This is a genomic window from Streptomyces sp. NPDC031132, assembly GCF_055570595.1.
Map to the genome: position 1 here is coordinate 238,244 of NZ_JBVIGX010000005.1, position 17,981 is coordinate 256,224.

The 17,981-nt window shown below is 75.2% G+C and carries 15 protein-coding genes; 7 read left to right on the forward strand and 8 right to left on the reverse strand.

Going from position 1 to position 17,981, the window contains the following annotated elements; translation table 11 throughout:
- The first annotated feature begins 22 nt into the window (after positions 1-22).
- From ACZ49B_RS10505 to ACZ49B_RS10520, 4 genes are all read left to right on the forward strand, one after another.
- Positions 23-3,394, forward strand: a complete 3,372-nt coding sequence (locus tag ACZ49B_RS10505; protein ID WP_468303016.1) for a hypothetical protein — start codon at positions 23-25, stop codon at positions 3,392-3,394.
- A gap of 130 nt (positions 3,395-3,524) precedes the next feature.
- Positions 3,525-4,502: an ATP-grasp domain-containing protein gene (locus tag ACZ49B_RS10510; protein ID WP_468303019.1), complete on the forward strand. Its 978-nt coding sequence runs from the start codon at positions 3,525-3,527 to the stop codon at positions 4,500-4,502.
- On the forward strand, positions 4,499-5,302 hold the full coding sequence (locus ACZ49B_RS10515; RefSeq protein ID WP_468303022.1) for an ATP-grasp domain-containing protein: 804 nt from the start codon (positions 4,499-4,501) through the stop codon (positions 5,300-5,302). Before ACZ49B_RS10510 ends, ACZ49B_RS10515 begins: the two co-directional genes overlap by 4 nt.
- A 111-nt stretch (positions 5,303-5,413) precedes the next feature.
- A complete protein-coding gene (locus tag ACZ49B_RS10520; RefSeq protein ID WP_468303025.1) occupies positions 5,414-6,268 on the forward strand; it encodes a DMT family transporter in 855 nt (284 codons plus the stop codon).
- Positions 6,269-6,412: 144 nt separating this feature from the next.
- Here ACZ49B_RS10520 and ACZ49B_RS10525 read toward each other — a convergent pair whose 3' ends face one another.
- From ACZ49B_RS10525 to ACZ49B_RS10540, 4 genes are read right to left on the reverse strand one after another with little or no spacing between them, the layout of a single operon-like run.
- Complete coding sequence (locus ACZ49B_RS10525) at positions 6,413-6,823, reverse strand: hypothetical protein (RefSeq protein WP_468303028.1); 411 nt, start codon at positions 6,821-6,823, stop codon at positions 6,413-6,415.
- A gap of 12 nt (positions 6,824-6,835) precedes the next feature.
- Complete coding sequence (locus ACZ49B_RS10530) at positions 6,836-7,669, reverse strand: PaaX family transcriptional regulator (protein WP_468303031.1); 834 nt, start codon at positions 7,667-7,669, stop codon at positions 6,836-6,838.
- 60 nt (positions 7,670-7,729) lie between these two features.
- Positions 7,730-8,518 (reverse strand): maleate cis-trans isomerase family protein, encoded by a 789-nt coding sequence (locus tag ACZ49B_RS10535; RefSeq protein WP_468303034.1) that lies wholly within the window; start codon positions 8,516-8,518, stop codon positions 7,730-7,732.
- Positions 8,519-8,552: 34 nt separating this feature from the next.
- On the reverse strand, positions 8,553-9,278 hold the full coding sequence (locus ACZ49B_RS10540) for an ATP-binding protein (protein ID WP_468303037.1): 726 nt from the start codon (positions 9,276-9,278) through the stop codon (positions 8,553-8,555).
- A gap of 246 nt (positions 9,279-9,524) precedes the next feature.
- Between ACZ49B_RS10540 and ACZ49B_RS10545 the strand changes: the two genes are divergently transcribed.
- The gene (locus tag ACZ49B_RS10545) at positions 9,525-10,487 is read left to right on the forward strand and encodes an alpha/beta hydrolase fold domain-containing protein (RefSeq protein WP_468303039.1); all 963 of its coding nucleotides are present in this window, start codon (positions 9,525-9,527) and stop codon (positions 10,485-10,487) included.
- 147 nt (positions 10,488-10,634) lie between these two features.
- Positions 10,635-11,339: a phosphatase PAP2 family protein gene (locus ACZ49B_RS10550; protein ID WP_468303042.1), complete on the forward strand. Its 705-nt coding sequence runs from the start codon at positions 10,635-10,637 to the stop codon at positions 11,337-11,339.
- 185 nt (positions 11,340-11,524) lie between these two features.
- On the opposite strand, the gene ACZ49B_RS10555 is transcribed toward ACZ49B_RS10550, so the two are convergent.
- The 4 genes from ACZ49B_RS10555 to ACZ49B_RS10570 form a co-directional block, all read right to left on the reverse strand.
- Complete coding sequence (locus ACZ49B_RS10555; RefSeq protein WP_468303045.1) at positions 11,525-12,004, reverse strand: hypothetical protein; 480 nt, start codon at positions 12,002-12,004, stop codon at positions 11,525-11,527.
- Between the two features lie 193 nt (positions 12,005-12,197).
- Positions 12,198-13,223, reverse strand: a complete 1,026-nt coding sequence (locus tag ACZ49B_RS10560; protein WP_468303047.1) for a LacI family DNA-binding transcriptional regulator — start codon at positions 13,221-13,223, stop codon at positions 12,198-12,200.
- 58 nt (positions 13,224-13,281) lie between these two features.
- Positions 13,282-14,856 (reverse strand): carboxylesterase/lipase family protein, encoded by a 1,575-nt coding sequence (locus tag ACZ49B_RS10565; protein ID WP_468303050.1) that lies wholly within the window; start codon positions 14,854-14,856, stop codon positions 13,282-13,284.
- A gap of 126 nt (positions 14,857-14,982) precedes the next feature.
- Positions 14,983-15,714, reverse strand: coding sequence for a phosphatase PAP2 family protein (locus tag ACZ49B_RS10570; RefSeq protein WP_468303053.1), 732 nt, complete (start codon positions 15,712-15,714; stop codon positions 14,983-14,985).
- 940 nt (positions 15,715-16,654) lie between these two features.
- Between ACZ49B_RS10570 and ACZ49B_RS10575 the strand changes: the two genes are divergently transcribed.
- Complete coding sequence (locus ACZ49B_RS10575; RefSeq protein ID WP_468303056.1) at positions 16,655-17,902, forward strand: MFS transporter; 1,248 nt, start codon at positions 16,655-16,657, stop codon at positions 17,900-17,902.
- Positions 17,903-17,981 lie beyond the last annotated feature (79 nt).

Consider the following 17,981-nt stretch of genomic DNA (forward strand, 5'->3'; position numbering starts at 1 on the left):
CCCGGTGTGCACACTGAACCCCATGTCACGCTCAGTCGAACGCCTGCTCGCCGACCTCGATCCGCTCCCGTACGCCCACCGGCTCCGGCTGCTCGCCACCACCGCCCGCGACCTCGCCCCCAGTGGTGAACTGCCCGGCGTGCTGGCCGAGCTGGCCGGCCGGGGCCGCTACGAGCGGCGGCTGGCCGCGCTGGCGGCCTCGGCGGGGCGGCAGACCGAGTACCTGGCGCAGCGGCTGGCCGACCCGGACCCGGTGGTGCGGTCCTTCGCCCTGCGGGCCGTGCGCACGCTGCCCGTGCCGGACGAGGCGATCGAGGCGGCGTACGACGACGCCTCCGCCGAGATCCGCCGGGAGCTGACGGGGGCCGTGTTCCGGGGCTCACGCCGGGCGCTCGCGCAGCGGCTGACGCCCGTCGTCCGCGCCCAGTGGGGCGACGGGGAGGCCGCGTCCCTGCTCCCGGCCTGCGGGCCGGAGTTCGTTTCCGCCCGGCTGCCGGAGCTGGCCCACGCAGTCACGCACTGGAGCCGGCTGGGCCGCTGCCATCCCGGCCCGGTGCTGGACCAGGCGGCGGCCGAACTGGCAGAGCTGCCGGAGAACCTGCGCGCCGGCTGGTGGCACCGTCAGGCGCCGGGCGTGGCCGCGGCCCTGCCCGCCGTACCGGAGCGCGTGCTCGACCTGCTGGAGCGGTACGGACCGGGCCGGCTGCCCCGGCCCCTGGAGGGCGGGGTCGGCCATCTGATCGCCGCCGACGCGGAGCGGTTCGTACGCTGGCTGGCCTCCCCCGACCGGGCGGACGGGTACCAGGAGTACTTCCTTCCGCCGTCGCGGCTGCGTCAGCTCGTCCGGGCCGATCCGCCGTCCCTGCCCGCCCTCGGCCGCCGCTGGGCGGGGCGTCCCGAGTACCTGGCCGCGCTGCTCAAGGCGCTGCCTCCGGGCCGGCGTACCGCGTTCCACGACGCGGCCTCCGAGCACCTCCCCGCCCCCGACGGGACGGTCCCCGACGACGTCCTGGCCGTGCTCCCGCACGAGCGCCGCCATGCCGTGGCACGGCGGCGCGCGGACCGCGCCCGCCGGGAGGCGTGGGCGATCGACCGGCTCCTCGAAGCGGTCGCGCACCTTCCGGTCGCCGAGGCGCGGCCGGAACTCCTCGCCGGGACGCGGAGCTCCGACGCCGACACCCGCCGGGTGTCCTGGGTCCGGCTCGTCGAGAACGCGGTGCACGCGCGCGACGCCGAAGCGCTGGGCGAGGTGCTCGAACTGATGACGCAGCGGCTGCGCAACGACCGCGACCCCGTGCGCTCGGCCGCCCTGGCGGCGCTGGCCGGGGTGCCGGCGGCGCTGCTGGCAGCCGAGGCGTCGGTCGCCTGCCTGGACCGGATCGCCGTGGACGCCGTCGAGGCCCGCGACCACTCCGACGACACGCGCCGGGCCCTGGAGCGCCTGGTGTTCGCGGTGCTGGAGGAACCGGCTCCGTCCTCCGTGCTGCTCGACTGGGCGCTGCGCACCCTCCGCGAGCGGACCGTCCGCACCGGGCGCCTCGTGCACGGCGGATACGGGGGCGTGCTGCCGCACGGCCGGGAGCTGCGGATCTTCGAAGTCCTGCGCCCCTGGCTCGACGGCCGCGCGGCCAAGGGCGAGTACGAGCCGCTGCTCACGCTCGCGTCCTACCTCGGGGACCGCTGCCGCCGCATGCCGGAACTCCAGCGGATGCTCGAGGAGGCCCTGGAGCGGTGCACCGACGGAGTGTTCCCACGGCTCGCCGAGGTCTGGCTGTCGGACCCGGCGACGCGCGGCGAGCGGGTGGCCGCGCTGCTGGAGCAGGAGCCGTCGGCGCTCGCGCTGGCGCCCGTATTGGACGTGCTGTCGGCGCACCGCACCGATCTGCTGGACTCCGCGCTCGCCGCGCGCCCGCCGTACGGCCGGTTCCTGCGCGAGGGCTCCGTACAGCCGCTCCCCCGGCTCGACCTGGCGGACCGGTGGGTGCCGCGCCAGCAGGAGGAGGCGGCCTGGCTCGCCGAGGTCGCCGTCGGCGACGAATCCAGGACGGTGTACGAGCGGGCGGAAGCCCTGCGCTCCGCGGCGCGGATCCCCGACCACGGGCTGGAGCTCGTACGAAAGCACGCGCGCTCGGCGGACACACGGCTCGCGGAGACCGCCCTGGCCGCCGCTGCCTGGACGGTGGAGCCTGCGGTGGTCCTGCCCGAACTGCTCGCGCACGCGGGCGACGACCACGCCCGCGTCGCGGTGTACGCCGCCGGGCGGGCCGCGGCGGGGACCGCGCCGACCCGGCTCGCGGAGCTGCTGGACGGGCTGTTGGCCGCGCCGTCGGGGGTCAAGGTGACCAGCCGCAAGGAGGCGCTCCGCCTGACCGCGCGGTTCCTGCCGCCCCGCCGGGCCGCGGCGCTGCTGGCGCGCATCTCCGGCGACGCCGACAGCCACCCCGACGTGGTGACCGCCGCCGTGGGCCTGGCGATCGGGCTCCTGGGGACCGGAGAGGTCTGGGACCTGCTGGAGACGGCCGCGACGAGCGGTACCCGGGAGGCCGGGGCCGTGATCGCGCACACCCGTGTGCTCTCGGTGGCGCCGCCGCACCGGCCGCGCTACGCCCGGCTGGTGGCGCTCCTCGCCGCGTCGCCCCACCGGTCCGTGGCCGGTCAGGCGGTCGCGGCGCTGCCGGACTGGGTCGCCTACGCGCCGGACGCCGCGGACCCCGTACGGCGGGCGGTCTGCGACCTGGCACCGAACTCCGGCTGGCAGGCCGCGGCGACGGCGCTGGAGAAGATCGCCGGCTCGGAACTCCCGCACCCCGTCGGCGGCGGCGCGCCCGGGAGCCAGTTCCACCGTGCCGTGGCCGAGCTGTTGGCCGTCGTACGCTCCGGTGACGACGCGGAGGCCGAGGCCGAGCGCGATCTGCCGGCCCTCCAGCGCGTGCGGTTCCTGAGCCGGATCGTCCCGGCGGAACACGGGGAGCTGCGCGCGGCGCTGGTGCGACAGCTCGCCGGTGAACCCGCCCTGGCCACGACACGCGTGGCGCTGCTGCGGCGTTCGGTCGACCTGCGTGCGGACCTGCCGGAGCTGCGGGCGACGCTCGCCGCCCTCGTGGCGGCCCACGAGGGCCGGCCCGGGCTGGCCGCGTCGACGGCGCTCTCGCTGCGCGACGGGAACGTGCACGGCGACCGGGTCGGCGAGCCCGCCGTGGTGCTGGAGGCCGTACGGGCTCTCGCGGAGGACGGAGCCCCGGTTCCGGGGATGTTCGCCGTCGCGCTCACCTCGGTGATGGGCAGGCGTTGCGACTGGCCTGCCGAGTGGCGTGAGCTGCTGCGGGAGCTGAGGCGGCACGCGGAGCTGGAGGTGCGGGACGCGGCACTGCTGGCCACCACGCACCACGAGTGAGCGGCGGCCGGAGACCGGAAGGCCCGCGCCTCCATCCGGACCGATCATCACATTGCGGTCCATGACATCCTGTGACGTCACAACTCGCCGGACGGGATCGGCGGACGTCCGGGGAATATGGGGAAGGTCGATGAGGCTCTGCTTCCTGGTGGAGGAGCACTACCGCCACGACGGCATGCCGAACGAGGTGATCCGGCAACTCACCGCATGGGGCCACCAGGTGGACGTGGTGCGGCCGGGCGGCTCGTTGCTGCGGATGACCGAGGTCGTGGTGTCGGGCACGCACGAGGCCTGGGTGCTCAAGACGGTGTCGGGCGGGCCCGGGCTGACCCTGCTCGAGGCCGCGGCCGCGGCCGGAATGACCACGGTCAACGACGCCCGCTCGATCCGGGGCGTACGGGACAAGGCGCTGGCCGCCGCCATCGGCCGGACCCGGGGGCTTCCGATGCCCGCGACGTACGCCGTGGCGCAGCCGGAACTGCTGCGGGAGATACCGGCGGCGGAGTACCCGCTCGTCGTCAAGCCCGCGGACGGCAGCTCCGGGCGGGCCGTGCACCTGGTGTCGTCGCCCGCGGAGCTCGAGGCGGTCCTCCCCGGGCTGGCGGGCGAGCACATGCTCATCGCGCAGCCGTACGTGCCCAACTCGGGCACCGACATCAAGGTGTACGCGGTCGGCGGGGAGCTGTTCGCCACCGAGCGCTGCTCGCCCCTGCACCCGGATCCGGCGGTACGGGAGCGGCGCGTGCCGCTGTCCGCCGAGGTGGCGGCGATCGCCGCGCAGGTGGGGGTCGTCTACGGGCTCGACCTGTACGGGGTCGACGTGCTGCTGGGTCCGGACGGGCCCGTGGTGGTGGACGTGAACGACTTCCCGAGTTTCCGTCAGGTCCCGGACGCGGCGGCCCGGGTGGCCCGGGCCGTGCTGGGGCTGGCGCGGACGGGCAGCCCGGCGGCAGCGGCGGCAGCCGTGTGCCGGACGCGGGCGCCGCAGGGACTGCCCGTGTCGATCCCGGCGCAGGGATCGCCCGTGCCGGCGTCCGCGGTACCGGGGCCTGCGGTGCAGACGTCGCCCGTGCAGGCGTCCGCGCGGGCCGGCGAGGCCGCCCTGTGAGGGTCTGCCTGGTCACGCCGGAGCCCGGCCATCCGCTGCTGGCCGCCGCGACGGCGCTGCTCGAAGCCGCCGGGCACCGGGTGGAGTCGCTGGATCCGGGTGCGGTGGCGCAAGCCCCTGACGACCTGGCCGACGTGTACCTGCTGAAGTCGCGCACGCCACGGGCGCTGGACCTCGCCCGGGAGCTGGAGCGGCGCGGGGCCCCGGTGCTGAACTCGGCGGCGGCGACCACGCTCTGCCAGGACCGCACGGACATGGCGGAGCTGGCCCTGCAGGGCGGTCTGCCGTTCGCGGCCACCCGTACGTACGGCTCCCTCGCGGCCTGGGCGGCGGGTGAACCGCTCGGCGCCTCGCCCCTGGTGGTCAAGAGCCGGCACAGCCGCAGGCACGACCTGGTCGCCCGGGTCGACGACCGCGCCCGGCTGAGCGAGCTGGCGGACGCCTGGCCGCAGGAGCCGGTCGTGGTCCAGGAGTTCGCCCCCAACAGCGGCTGGGACCACAAGCTGTGGGCCATCGGGGACCGGGTCTTCGCCGCCCTGCGGCGCTCCGAGCTCGCACCGGAGGGCCGGGGTCCGACCCGGCCGCTGGCCCTGACCGATCTGCCGCCCGGCTGGGCGGACGTGGTCCGCCGGACAGGCGAGGTGTTCGCGCTCGACGTCTACGGCGTCGACCTCATCGACACCGGAGACGGCACCCCGCTGATCGTGGACGTCAACGCCTTCCCCGGCATCCGGGGCCAGGCCGGCGCACCGCAGGCCCTGGCGGCGCTGGCCCTGTCCCGGGCCGAGGCCGGCCGCTGACCGGCCGCTGACCCCTCCGCCCGCCGTCGCCGGAGGACCGGACAGGGGCAATCCGCCCGTCGGGGCGTGTCGGCGGCCCGGGGGTGCGGCGGGGGCCCTGAGGATCGGCGGATGGGCGTCGTCCTGCCGGTCTTCTTCGCGCTGTTCGCGGCGCTCAGCAATGCGCTGGCCACCGTGCTCCAGCGGCGGGCCGCGCTGACCGTGCCGCAGAGCAAGGGCTTCCGGTTCGGCCTGATCCTCGACCTGCTGAAGCGGCCCGTGTGGATCGCCGGGATCCTGGCCGTGATCGCGGCCGGGGTGGGGCAGGCCGCGGCGCTGGCCACCGGTGCGCTGGTCCTCGTACAGCCGCTGTTCGTGCTGGAGCTCCCGCTCGCGCTGCTCATCGCCTCGCTGGTGGCCCGGCGGCGGCTGCCGGGGGCGCTGTGGCTGGCCGTTGCGGGGGTGGTGGCCGGGCTGGGGGTGGCGCTGGCCGCGGCCTCCCCCGCCGGCAACCGGACGCACGTGCCGGCCGACCGGTGGATCCCGGCCCTCGTCGTGTGCGCGGCCGTCGTCGCGGCCCTGGCGGTGGCCGGGCTGCGCAGGCCGCCGGGGCGCGCCCGGGCCGGCTGCCTCGGCGCGGCCACCGCCGTCTGCTACGCGCTGACGGCCGCCCTGATGAAGCACTCCGTGTACGTCCTGACCGAGGGCGGTATCGGCGCGTTCCTGACCACGTGGCAGACGTACGCCTTCGGGGCGACCGGCATCTGCGCGCTCCTGCTGCTCGAGCACGCCATGCAGGGCGGGCCGTTGGTCGCCTCGCAGCCCGCGCTGACCTTGGGCGATGCGGCCATCAGCGTCGCGCTCGGCGTGGTCCTGTACGAGGAGCACCTGCGGGCGGGGTGGTGGGTGCTGCCCCAACTGCTGGGCGTGGCACTGATCTGTGCGGGCGTCGTCGCCCTCGCGCGCGCCGGTACGGGCGCTCCCTGACGCCGACGGGCGCGGGGTCGTGCGGGGCGGTCCGCCGGACGCGGGGCACCGTCATCCTGCCGGGAGCATCCGCGCAGGTCTGAGCTACGATCACCGCGCACTGACCAGATCGTGTTCCAGGAGGTGGCCGGTGGGCGTCAGCCCTCACGGCAGAGTGCCGACATCCATGACCGCGCTGTTGGCGGGCGGCCTGCTGCTCGGCGGTTGTTCCGGCGGCGCGTCCCCGGCGACGGAGAAGTCCGGTTCGCCGACGCCGAGCGCGAGCGCGAGCCCGTCGTCCACGGCCTCGCCCTCGTCCTCGTCCTCGCCGACCACTGCGGCGCCGACGCCCACGCCCGCCGCCGCCGCCTCCGCGGAGCCGGACGAGACCCCGGACCCGACGGACACCCCCGGCGCCCGACCGAAGGCCTCGACCCCGCCGCGCACCTCGTCGGTCCCGCAGAACCCGAACCGCGGCCCCCACCCGCCGCCGGCGCCGCCCCGGCCCACCCTGACGCCCAATTGGACGCCGTGGAAGCCCGACCTGAACGACCCGTCGATCCCGACGTACACCATCCCGTCGCTACCCTAAGAGGTCTCCTCCTCCAGGCCCGTGACCTCCCGGACGTGGCGCAGGCTCGACTCCAGCAGGACCGCGTGGAGCTGCTGGAAGAGCTGGCGGGCGGCCACCGCGTTCCAGTCGGCCGGCAGGAGTTCGGTCGGCAGGCCCGGGTCGAGGTACGGCAGGCGGCGCCACTGCGTGAGCAGCGGCACGTAGTGGCGGAACGCCTCGGCCGGGCCGGGCTCCCCCTCCGCCGCAAGGCGCTCGGCGACGGGGGCGTAGGTGTCGGTGAAGGCCGCGTACTGCGTCTGGATCGCCGGGAAGTCCCACCACTCGCTGACGGTCTGCGCCAGGTCGCTGAAGGCGGCGTAGTCGGCGGCGAACAGGTGCACGTACTCGCTGAGGCCGAGCCGCACGAGCATGCCGCGGGCGTCTTCGAGCAGCCGCCCCGGGGCCAGCCACACGCCCGGGGCGATGTTCCCGAAGCCGAGCCAGGTGAGCCGGGTGCGCAGCTGGTAGCGGTGGGAGCGCTCGGACTCCGGTACGGAGAACACCGCCATGGCCCAGCCGTCGGCCAGGTCGGCGGGCTCGAGGCTGGCGAAGATGCGGCGGTCGCCCTCGTCGAAGACGGGGTGCGCGGCCGGGCTGAGCCGGTAGCCGGTGGCACCCCGGCGCTCCGGTTCGAGGACGCCGCGCTTCTTGAGCCGCGAGATCGCCGACCGCACCGCCGGGCCGTCGACGTCCAACTCGCCCATCAGCGTGATCAGGTCCGCGATGGAGATCCAGCCGCCGAGGCGGCGCAGGAACGCTCCGTAGACCGTGTTGATCAACGAGCTGGGCCTGAGGGGGCTGTCCGACATGATCGCCTTCCGTTGTACGCGGTCGCGATCATATCGAGCCCGCCCCGAGCCGGGCGGAGACTACTGCGGCAGCGGGGCCTGCGCACACACGCCGGAGAGCAGGTGTCCCGCCCCCGGGGCCGGCGCCGGCTGGTCGAGGGCGCGCAGCATCTGGTGGGCGGTGCGGACGGCCGCCGACACCACCGGCTCGCCCAGGAGCTGTTCGGCCTTCTCGATGGCGCCCGGCGAGGGCATCTGCACGCAGGCGGAGAGCACGACCGCGTCGGCGTCCGCGTACTCCGGCGCGCGGGCGAGGCCGGGCAGCTCGGCCGGGTCGTGGGCGGCCGCGTCGAGGTTGTCCGGGATGCCGGGACTTCGAGGGCCTCGTCGCCGAGGACCTCGATGCCCTCGTGGGTGAGGTGGTCCACGACGGTCCGCGTGAGCGGGCGCAGGTACGGGGCGAGCAGGGCGATCTTGCGGGCGCCGATGGTGTGCAGTCCGTGGACGAGGGCGCCCGCGCTGGCGACGACGGGTGCGGGGCGCGCCGTGCTCGACCGTACGGGTGTGCAGCCGCTGCTCCGAGGTGCGGTGGTAGCCGAGGCCCATGCTCGTGATCGCCACCAGGCAGGCGTGGCCGAGCACATCGACGCGGGCGTCGGACAGTTCCACGGCGCACCGGTCGGAGTCGGCGTCCACGGCCTTGAGCTGTTGCGGCGTCACACGGGTCATGCGCATCCGGCTGGAGTGGAAGGTGAACCTCTCGTCGGGCACGACCGCCTGGCGGGCGCGCAAGATGGCGGGGACCTCTGTCTCCATGGTCACGTTCGAGCTCGGCACGATCCGGCCGATGCGGTAGGTGCGGGGCGGCACGGGTATTCCTCGGTGCTTGCTCGCCGTACGGGGATCAGCGGGCGTCGACGACGGGGGTGGCCAGGGTGCCGATGCGCTCGACGGTCGCCTCGACCGTGTCACCGGGACCGGGAACTCCGGCGGCACCACGCCGGCGCCGACGCGGCAGGGCGATCCCGTGGCGATGACGTCGCCGGGCCGGCGCGACCGGCAGGTACACCCGCACGGATGTGCCGAACTCGCCTGCGACGACCGAGAGTCCGCCGCCCGCCTCGGTCACGAGCAGCTGGACGATCAGCAGCCCGCGGCCGCTTTCGGCATCCGGGTCGATCTCGGCGGCGGGATGGGGCAGCCGGGGCAGCCGGGGCCCCTGGTCGGCGACCTCCAGCCGCAGCCATCCCCCGCCGAAGGCCACCCCGACCCGCATGCGCCCGGTGGCAGCGGCGGCGTGCCGGACGACGTTCCCGGCGAGTTCGCTGACGGCCAGCAGCAGGACGTCCGCCGCCTCGGCTGCGATGCGCCAGCCCTCCAGCACGGCCCGGACGCGGGCCCGCACCAGCGGGACGGCGACGGCGGTGGGCTCGACCGCCCAGTGGGCGAAGCCGCGGACCCGGGCGGGGGCCGGGGTCGGGGCTGAGACCGGGGCCGGGGTCGAGGCCGCGGCCGGGGCCGGGGCCGCGGCCGGGGTCGAGGCCGCGGCCGGGGCCGAGGCGTCGGCGGGCTGGGCGGGGACCGCGGCGACCGGGGCGGCCTCGGCAGGAAGGGCGGCGGTGGTGAACATGACGTGCTCCCGGAGGGGGAATGCGACGCCACCCGATGAGTGTCTCGTGTAACTACCCGGGAACTCGGGTGCCCAGTGGGCTTGTGGTCAGCGGAAACGCGTCGCTAGAGTCGTGATTACACGTGTAACACGTTAAGCCTCCCCGGTGCCCCGCGCAAGCATTTCGGACAAACGTTACGAAGCTTGGGCCGCCCGCACCGGACCCGCCGGCCTCCGAGGCCGCACACCGAATGGGATGAGCCGTAGATGACGCAGTCTCCCCCGGCCGAGTTCGACATGACCGACATGACCTGGCCACCCCCGCCGTTCCAGCAGCCCGTACCGCCCGTGACCGGCGCGGACGGCATACGCCGCTTCGACGGGATCACGTACGCGACCACCCCCGGCTACCGCCCCCGCCTCCTCGACGTACAGCTCCCCGCGGGCGAAGGCCCCTTCCCGGCGGTCGTCTGGATCCACGGCGGCGGCTGGCTGGACGGCGACCGCCGCTACCCGCCGCCGACCGTGCCCGCCGCGCTGCTGCACGGTGCGGTCCTCGGCGCCGGGCTCGCGCTCGTCTCCATCGACTACCGGCACAGCCTCGAGGCCCCCTTCCCCGCCCAGCTGCACGACGTCAAGGCCGCGATCCGCTACGTGCGGCAGTTCGCCCCCTCGCTCGGCATCGACCCGGACCGGATCGGCGTCTGGGGCGAGTCGGCCGGCGGCCACCTGGCCGCGCTCGCCGGCCTCGTCCGCCCCGGCAGCACGGACGCCGAGACCCTGGCGGCACTGGAGGGCGCCCACGGCGTCGGCTCCGGCGACACCGGCGTCCTGGCCGTCGTCGACTGGTACGGGGTCCACGACCTGCCCGCCCTGGCCGCGCACCCGCTGCCGATGCCGACCGGCGCCGAGTTCCCCAACCCGTACGACGCCCTGCTGGGCGTTCCCGTGGCCGAGCAGGCGGAGCCGGCCCGGGTCGCGAGCCCGGTCACGTACGCCGTCCCGGGCTCGAACCCGCCGCCGTTCCTGCTGGTGCACGGGACCGCGGACGGGCTCGTCCCGTACAGCCAGAGCGAGGCCCTGGCCGAGGCGCTGACGGGCGCGGGAGGCGAGGTGGCGCTGCAGCCCGTGGTGGGCGCCGACCACATCTTCCTCGGCTCCCCCGACATCCCCGCGATCGTCGCGGAGAGCGTCGCGTTCCTGGCCCGGCACCTGGGCGCAGGGGCCTGAACCCGGCCCCTTTCCGGACACACCGCTTCACAGACCCCGTCCCACCGTGGGGGCGCGGCCCCGGGCCGTGCCTTGCGGATCACGCCGGGCCCGCAACGCCCGGCACCGCGCCCCGCCGCGCCCCCACGCGTACGTCGAAAGGCAGTCATGTCGCGGCACACACTCACTCCGGCCCGCCCCACCGCGGCCCGGCCGGAGGCGGCGGACCCGCGCCGCCGCCCCGGCACCCTGCTCCTGGCCGTACTGCTGCTCGGACTGGCCGCAGCGCTGGCCCTCACCGTCCGTACGGACGTCGCGAACCCCCCGTTCCAGGGCGCGGACGACCGGTGGCTGCGCTGGATGGGCGGGCCGCACGACGGGCTCCCCGCAGCCCCCGCGGCCGTCCTCAACTGGTTCGGCGGCCCGCTGGGCGTCGTCGTGCCGCTCGGGATCCTGGTCTTCCTGCTCGTCCGCAGACGCTGGACCTCGGCGGGCTTCCTGCTCGGGGTCTACCTCGTGGGCAGCATGCTGGTGGTGCAGGGGCTCAAGCACCTGGTGGACCGCCCGCGCCCGGCGCACCCGCTGGTCCGCGTCGACCACGGCTCGTTCCCGTCGGGGCATGCGGCGGGGGCGGCGCTGCTCGTCGTACTGATCGGCGTCCTGCTGGTCCCGGAGGCCCGGCGGCGGGCCTGGTGGGCCGGTGGGGCGGTGTTCACGCTGGCGATGATGTGGAGCCGCACCTGGCTCCACGCCCACTGGCTCACCGACACGGTGGCCGGCGCAGCGGCCGGCGCCGGAACGGCACTGCTGGCGTGGTGGGCCTTCGCCCCCGCCCTCGGCCGTGAGCACGCCCGACGGCCGCGATCGGCCTAGGCCTGTCTTTGGGATCAGGCCGGATCAGGGAGCGAAGCCTGGTGCGTGCGATCGCAAGGCGCAGGAGGGAGTCAACGCGGTGGGGGCACCTCCCAGCGGTAGCTGGGGGACGTCGGCGAGTGACGACAACGCGGCGAGCGCGCGTGCCAGGCCCCGCGAGCCCGGCATGATCCGAAAGACGGGCCCTAGTCGGCGGCGCGGCCCTCTCCCGCCATGAAGCGCCAGACCAGCGCATGACCCAGGACGATCAGTCCGATCAGGATCAGGGCTTCGGCCTGGATGGGGATCAGGCCGATGTGGCCGGCGAGTTCGGGGAAGGCGCCGACGACGGCGATGAGGACGTACAGCAGTACGGACCCGGCCTGCTGCCAGGTGACGAAGTGGTCGCCCCGGGTGCGGGCCAGCAGCCGCAGGGTGCAGGCGCAGCCGACCACGGCGAGGGCGATGAAGGCCGCCCGCCAGATCTGGGGCTGCTCGGCGCCCCCGATCTGCGCGAAGAGGCCCATCAGGGCGGGCAGGAGGAAGGACAGGTAGATCCCGCCGACGACGCGCCGCACGGCGGGGTCACGCATCCAGTCCGCATGGCTCTGGACGACGTTCCACCACAGGCCGACCAGGGTGAAGCAGGTGGCGGAGAAGAGGGCGTAGAAGGTGCTGACATCCATGGACGACGAGGGTGGCAGCGAGTCCGGGCGCGGCGCTCACCCCACGCCCTGATGCCGGGCCGCCCCGCCGGGACGGCGTAAACGACCCCGCGCGGTCCGCCCCGTCGCTACTGCGCCGGGGGCGGGGCCGGTCGCGCCGGCCCACGTGCACGGGCACGCCGGGGAAGCGGCGCGGCGCCGGCCGACGGGCCCGTCAGGACGTGGCGCGGTGGATGAGGCGGGCCTCTATCGCGGGGACCGGGGGCGTCTTCCCCGTCTCGATCAGCTCGTGGAGGGCGTCGGCGACGCGGGCTGCCGACGGCAGGTCCAGGCGGACCGTCGTGAGGGGCGGTTGCTGGAGAGAGGCGAGGACCAGGTCGTCGGAACCGACGATGGCGACCTCGTCCGGTACGGCGATCCCCTCGGCCTGGAGGGCGTGCAGGAGCAGCGCCGCGTACTCGTCGTTGTACGCGAACACGGCGTCCAGGCCCAGGCTCGGCCAGCGCCGGGCGAGGGCGGTCGCGGACTCCCTGGTGTAGGCGAGCTCGACCGGGGTCACCGTGGCCATGTGCCGGGCGGCGACCGACTCGGCCCCGGCGAGGCGCGGGCCGGCGAGGGTGCCGAGGCCGCGTTCCTGGGGCATGACCACACCGATCCGGCTCCGGCCCCGGGCGATGAGGTGCTCGGCCGCGGTGGCGCCGATCTCCGCGTGGTCGAAGCCGATGGTGTGGACGCCCTCCACCGGGCGGGCGGCGAAGGCCAGCAGGCCGCGCACGCCGGCGCGGCTCAGCAGCTCGGCGGCCTGGGCGGTGAAGCGGTCGCCGTCGAGGGCGATGACGGCCGCCGGGCGCAGTTCGGCCCAGGCCCGGGCCGCGTCGAGGGGGTCGGCGAAGCGGCCCGCGTGCAGGACGGCCGTGTAGCCGTGGCGGTCGAGCTCGCTGTGCAGGTCGTCGACCCAGTCGCTGACGAGCCGGCCGATCGCGGAGATCGAGGCGGGCATCAGGACGAGGTTGCTGCGCCCGGCCCGCAGGGACCGGGCCGCGGCGTGCGGTACGTAGCCGAGCTGCCGGGCGGCGTCGAGCACCCGCGTGCGGGTGCCCGCGCTGACGCGGTGGCCGGGGGTGTCGTTCAGGACGAACGACACCGTTGCGCGTGACACCCCGGCCAGCCGGGCCACGTCGGCGCTGGTGATCGACACGGGCGACGCGGGGGTGCTCGTCTCCCTGGGCTCCCTGGGCATGGTTCTCGGTGCTCCTTGGGTCGACCGACACCTCTCCTCCCAGGTTACACGAGTTAGATCACCGGCCCCCGCGGAGTTCGTGCAGGCGGCGCGAGGGCCCTGCGAGATCGTCGAAGGCGGTGACGACCGAGTCGAAGCGCATCGTGGTCCGCGTCTGCGCGCCGTACGGGTGCCACTGCGGCATGCCGGGGTGGTTCGGGTCGCCGGTGCGGACGAAGGCGATCCAGGCCCGGTGCATGGTCTGCGCGAGGCCGTCGCGGACGGCGGGGGCGAGCCCGGCGAGGAAGGGGGCGTGCGACCACTGCGCGAAGTTGTCGAAGACGAAGGGGAGTTCCAGGCAGTGCGCGGCGCCGAGCCGGCCTTCGTACGCGGGCGTGGGGAGGTCGAACTGGTAGGCCCAGACGGGATGCTCCGAACCGGCCCTGGCCTCGGCCAGCCCGACGGAGGGGACCCGGAAGAGCTCGTCCGTGATCAGGTCCATGAGGACGCCGGCCGGACCGGCGCCGGGGCGGGCCGCCTCGTAAGCGGCATAGACCTCGGGGGCGGCCTCGGCCCCGAAGGTCTCCGCGATCCGGTCGGTCACCTGCTCCCGGGTGGCGGCCGCGTACCCCTCGTCGAGGCCGAAGCCGAAGTTGGCCTCCTCGCGGGTCCACCCGATCATGACGTCGACGCCGGCCGCGGCCCCGTGCAGCAGGGCCTGCGCCGGATGGCGCTGGAGGGTGGCCCCGTCGATGACGGGCAGGAACGGCGTCGGCCAGTGGCCCCACCGCATCGTGCGGGCGAACAGGCCGCCGGCCGCGCCGATCAGGGCCGGCCAGGGCAGCGCCCGCAGCTCCTGCGCGCTCTTGGCGCCGGTCAGCTCCCGGTAGGCCGCGGTGCGCTCCCGGTACGCCTCGGGGTCGGGCAGGTCGAGCCCGAACGGCGGGCTCTGCAGGATCACCCGGCGGATCAGGCCCGCGGCCTGCGGGTGCCCGGCGAGGGCCGCGGTGGAGACGGCGCCGCCGGACTGGCCGGCGACGGTGACGCGGTCGGGGTCGCCGCCGAAGGAGGAGATGTTCTCCTTCACCCAGTGCAGGGCGGCGAGCTGGTCGGAGAGCCAGGGGTTGGCCACCTCGTCGCCCTCGTCCCCGCCCTCGCCCTCGCCCTCGCCCTCGCCCTCGCCCTCCGGGGGGAGGTAACCGAGCGGCCCGATGCGGTAGTTGATGCCGACGAACACGAGGTCGCCGTCCCGCGCGAAGGTCTCGCCGCCGTATCCGGGCAGCGAGCCCGAACCGGAGACGAAGCCGCCGCCGTGGATCCACACCAGTACCGGACGGCGGGCGCCGTCGGCCGCGGGCGTCCAGACGTTGAGGGTGAGGCAGTCCTCGTCGAAGGGGGGTGACCCGTGGCCGCCGAGGACCGGGTCGCCGCCCTCCACGTACATCTGCGGGGCGCTGGGGCCGTCGGTGCTCGCGTCGCGGGTGCCGCTCCAGCCGGGATGCGGCCGGGCGGGTCGCCAGCGGTCGTCGCCGACGGGGGGTGCGGCGTACGGGACCGCCCGGAAGACGGAGAGTCCGTCTTCGATCGCGCCGCGCAGTCGGCCTGCGGGGAGGTCGACCACGGGCGGCGGGGTGCGGTTCTCGGTGTGTGCCATGGGGGGCCCTTCCTTCGTCGCTCCGGGGCCGGCGGTGCAGCGGACGCGCACCGGCCCCGGTCACGAGGGTATGGCGATTCTTAGACGACCGTCAATGATTCTCGATATACCGTTGGCCCGTGACGCTCACAGCCACAGACTGTCGGACGCGACCCGCTCGGCCTCGATCCGCAGCAGCGGCGCGAACGCCCTCCACAGCAGCATGCAGCTGCCGGCGCCGGCCAGCGCCCCGGCGACGGTGTCGCTGAGCCACTGGGCGTGCAGCCAGGTCCGGCTGCCCATCATGGCGACGACGTACAGCGCCGCGAAGAGCCACCACCAGCGGCGCGCCCGCGGGGGGAACACCAGGACGGCGGCCACGAACATCAGCGTCACGGCACTGAACACCTGGCCCGAGGGGAACGAGCCGTCGTTGACCAGGACCCACGGATGCGGCGGGCGGGGACGGTCGACGAGCTGCTTGAGCGGGAGCACCAGGAGGACGTTCGCCACGACGCCGGCGGCGAGCGCGAACAGCCCGGACCGCCAGCGCCCGTAGACGCAGAGGCAGCCGATCAGACCGAGCGGCAGGATCATGCCGAGCGGGCCGCCGAGCCGGTCGAAGACGGTGGCGAAGCCGGTGAGGGCGTCGGCGCGCGAGCCGTCCATCGAGGCGGCCCAGCTGTCGTCGAGCCCCTGGAATACGGGGCGTTCACCGATCGAGACCAGGAGGCCGATCAGCAGCGACCCGAGCAGGAGGACGGCCCCGACGGCGACCGCATGGCGGGGCGGGGCCGCCGGAAGGTGGTGCCGGGGAGCGGGGATCAGAGGCGGGGACGCGCGGTGCCCGGACCGGGGCAGGGCGGAGGGACGGGGCATGGCAGGCCTTTCACGGGTGGCCTCCCCAGGCGGTTGGGGGCACGCGGAGAGCAGGCACAGGCGGTGGAGGACTTCACGGGGACAGGCGGTCGGGTGGCCGGAGGCCGGGTGGCCGGGTGGCCGGGTGGCCGGAGGCCGGGTGGCGGAGGCCGCGGGACAGGAGGCCGGGTGGCCGGAGGCCGGGTGGCCGGGTGGCCGGGTGGCCGGGTGGCCGGAGGCCGGGTGGCCGGAGGCCGCGGGACAGGAGGCCGGGTGGCCGGAGGCCGCGGGACAGGAGGCCGGGTGGCCGGAGGCCGGGTGGCCGGGAGGCCGGGAGGCCGGGAGGCCGGGAGGCCCGGTGGCCGGGAGGCCCGGTGGCCGGGAGGCCCGGTGGCCGGAGGCCGCGGGATAGGAGGCCCGGTGGCCGGAGGCCGGGTGGCCGGAGGCCGGGTGGCCGGAGGCCGGGTGGCCGGAGGCCGCGGGACAGGAGGCCCGGTGGCCGGAGGCCGGGGGTGGGGGCCTGGGACCGGTGGACCCGGGACCCGGGACGCCGCCCGCGGGGTCCTGCGGTGAGCGGCGGCGGGAGTCGTCGATGCGGCTCGGAGTATTGCGGATTCGTGACCGCCGCCACAAGCGCAAGAGGGATTCCGGACACAACAGCCCTGCTCAGTGGCCTTGAAGTGGCGGTTACACGTACTCGCACGGCTACCCCCCGGTCGGTCACGATCCGTACATCGCCGCGTCGCAGCCTCTAGCAACACTCCGAAATGGGTGCTACACAGTGTCCAAGCGCCGAAGGTGACACGTGTAACAACCTCACGTGGACCACAGCCGCCCGCCGAGCCTTCCCCAGGCGGCAGCACCTCGCCGCAGCCCCCCGCACGGTGCACCCCTCTCCGCCACGGGCCCCCCGCGCCGAGCCTCCGCACCCCCTTCTCGCCCCGTCCCCCGAGGAGTCGTCATGGCCCAGAACGAACTGATCGATTCGCCCGCCCCGGCGGATCCCGAACCTCCCCGCCAGCGCGCGCTCCTGCCCCTGCTGCTGGTCGCGAACTCCGCCCTGCTGGCGGTCTACATGGGCGTCGGATCGATCCTGCTGCCCACTCAGGTCGCAGAGATCGACCCCGCCCACAAGGTCGCCGTACTCGGCGTCATCGGCGGGATCAGCGCGGTCTTCGCGACCGCCTTCAACCCGATCGCCGGCGCCCTCTCCGACCGCAGCGGCCGTCGCAACCCGTGGATCCTCGGCGGCGCCTTCGCCTCGCTCGCCGCACTGGCCTTCGTCGGTTACGCGACGACCGCGCTGCTCGTCGGCATCGGCTGGTGCCTCGTACAGGCCACCATGAACGTCTACCAGGCCGCGGTCACCGCGATCGTCCCCGACCGGGTACCCGTCGCACGGCGCGGCACCGCGTCCGCGCTGGTCGGGCTGGGCCTGCCGATCGGCGGCACGGTCGGGGTGCTGATCGCCTCCAAGACCGCGGACCACCTGCAGACCGGGTACCTGGTCTTCGGCGCGATCGTCGCCGCCTCCGCGCTGCTGCTCACCCTCCTGTGCCGGGACGTCCCGCGCACCGCTCCCGCCCCGGCCGCCGCCCCGAAGCGGGCCCAACTGGCGGCCTTTCTCTCGGCGTTGGCGAACCACGACTTCCGGTGGGCGTTCATCGGCCGGGCCCTGATGGTCCTCGGCTACTTCTCCGTCGTCGGCTACCAGCTGTACATCCTGGACGACCACATCAGCCTGCCCGACGGGCTGACCCCGCCCGCCGCGATGGCGGTCCTGACGCCCGTGTCGATGGTCGCGATGGCCCTCTCGACCGTGGTGGGCGGCATGCTGTCCGACCGGTGGGACCGCCGCAAGGTGTTCGTCGGCGTCTCGGCCGCGCTCGCCGGGCTCGTCATGGTGGTCCCCGTCATCAGCCCCACCTGGACCGGCATGCTGGTCTTCAGCGCGCTCAACGGGCTCGCGTTCGGCTGCTTCATGGCCGTCGACACCGCGCTCGTCACCCTGGTCCTGCCCCGGGCCGAAGACGCCGCCCGCGACATGGGCGTCCTCAACATCGCCAACGCCGGGCCGCAGATCATCGCCCCGTTCGTCGCCTCGGCCGTGGTGACCGCGCTCGGCGGATACACCCCGCTCTTCCTCGTCGGCGGGGCCCTCTCGCTGATCGGCGCACTCGCCATCCTCCCGATCCGCAGCGTGCGCTGACCGGCGCCGGGCCGCCGTTGCCGCATCGCGGCGGCCCGGCTCGAACTCCGGCGGGCGCATGCCGAGGGTCGTGCGCCCG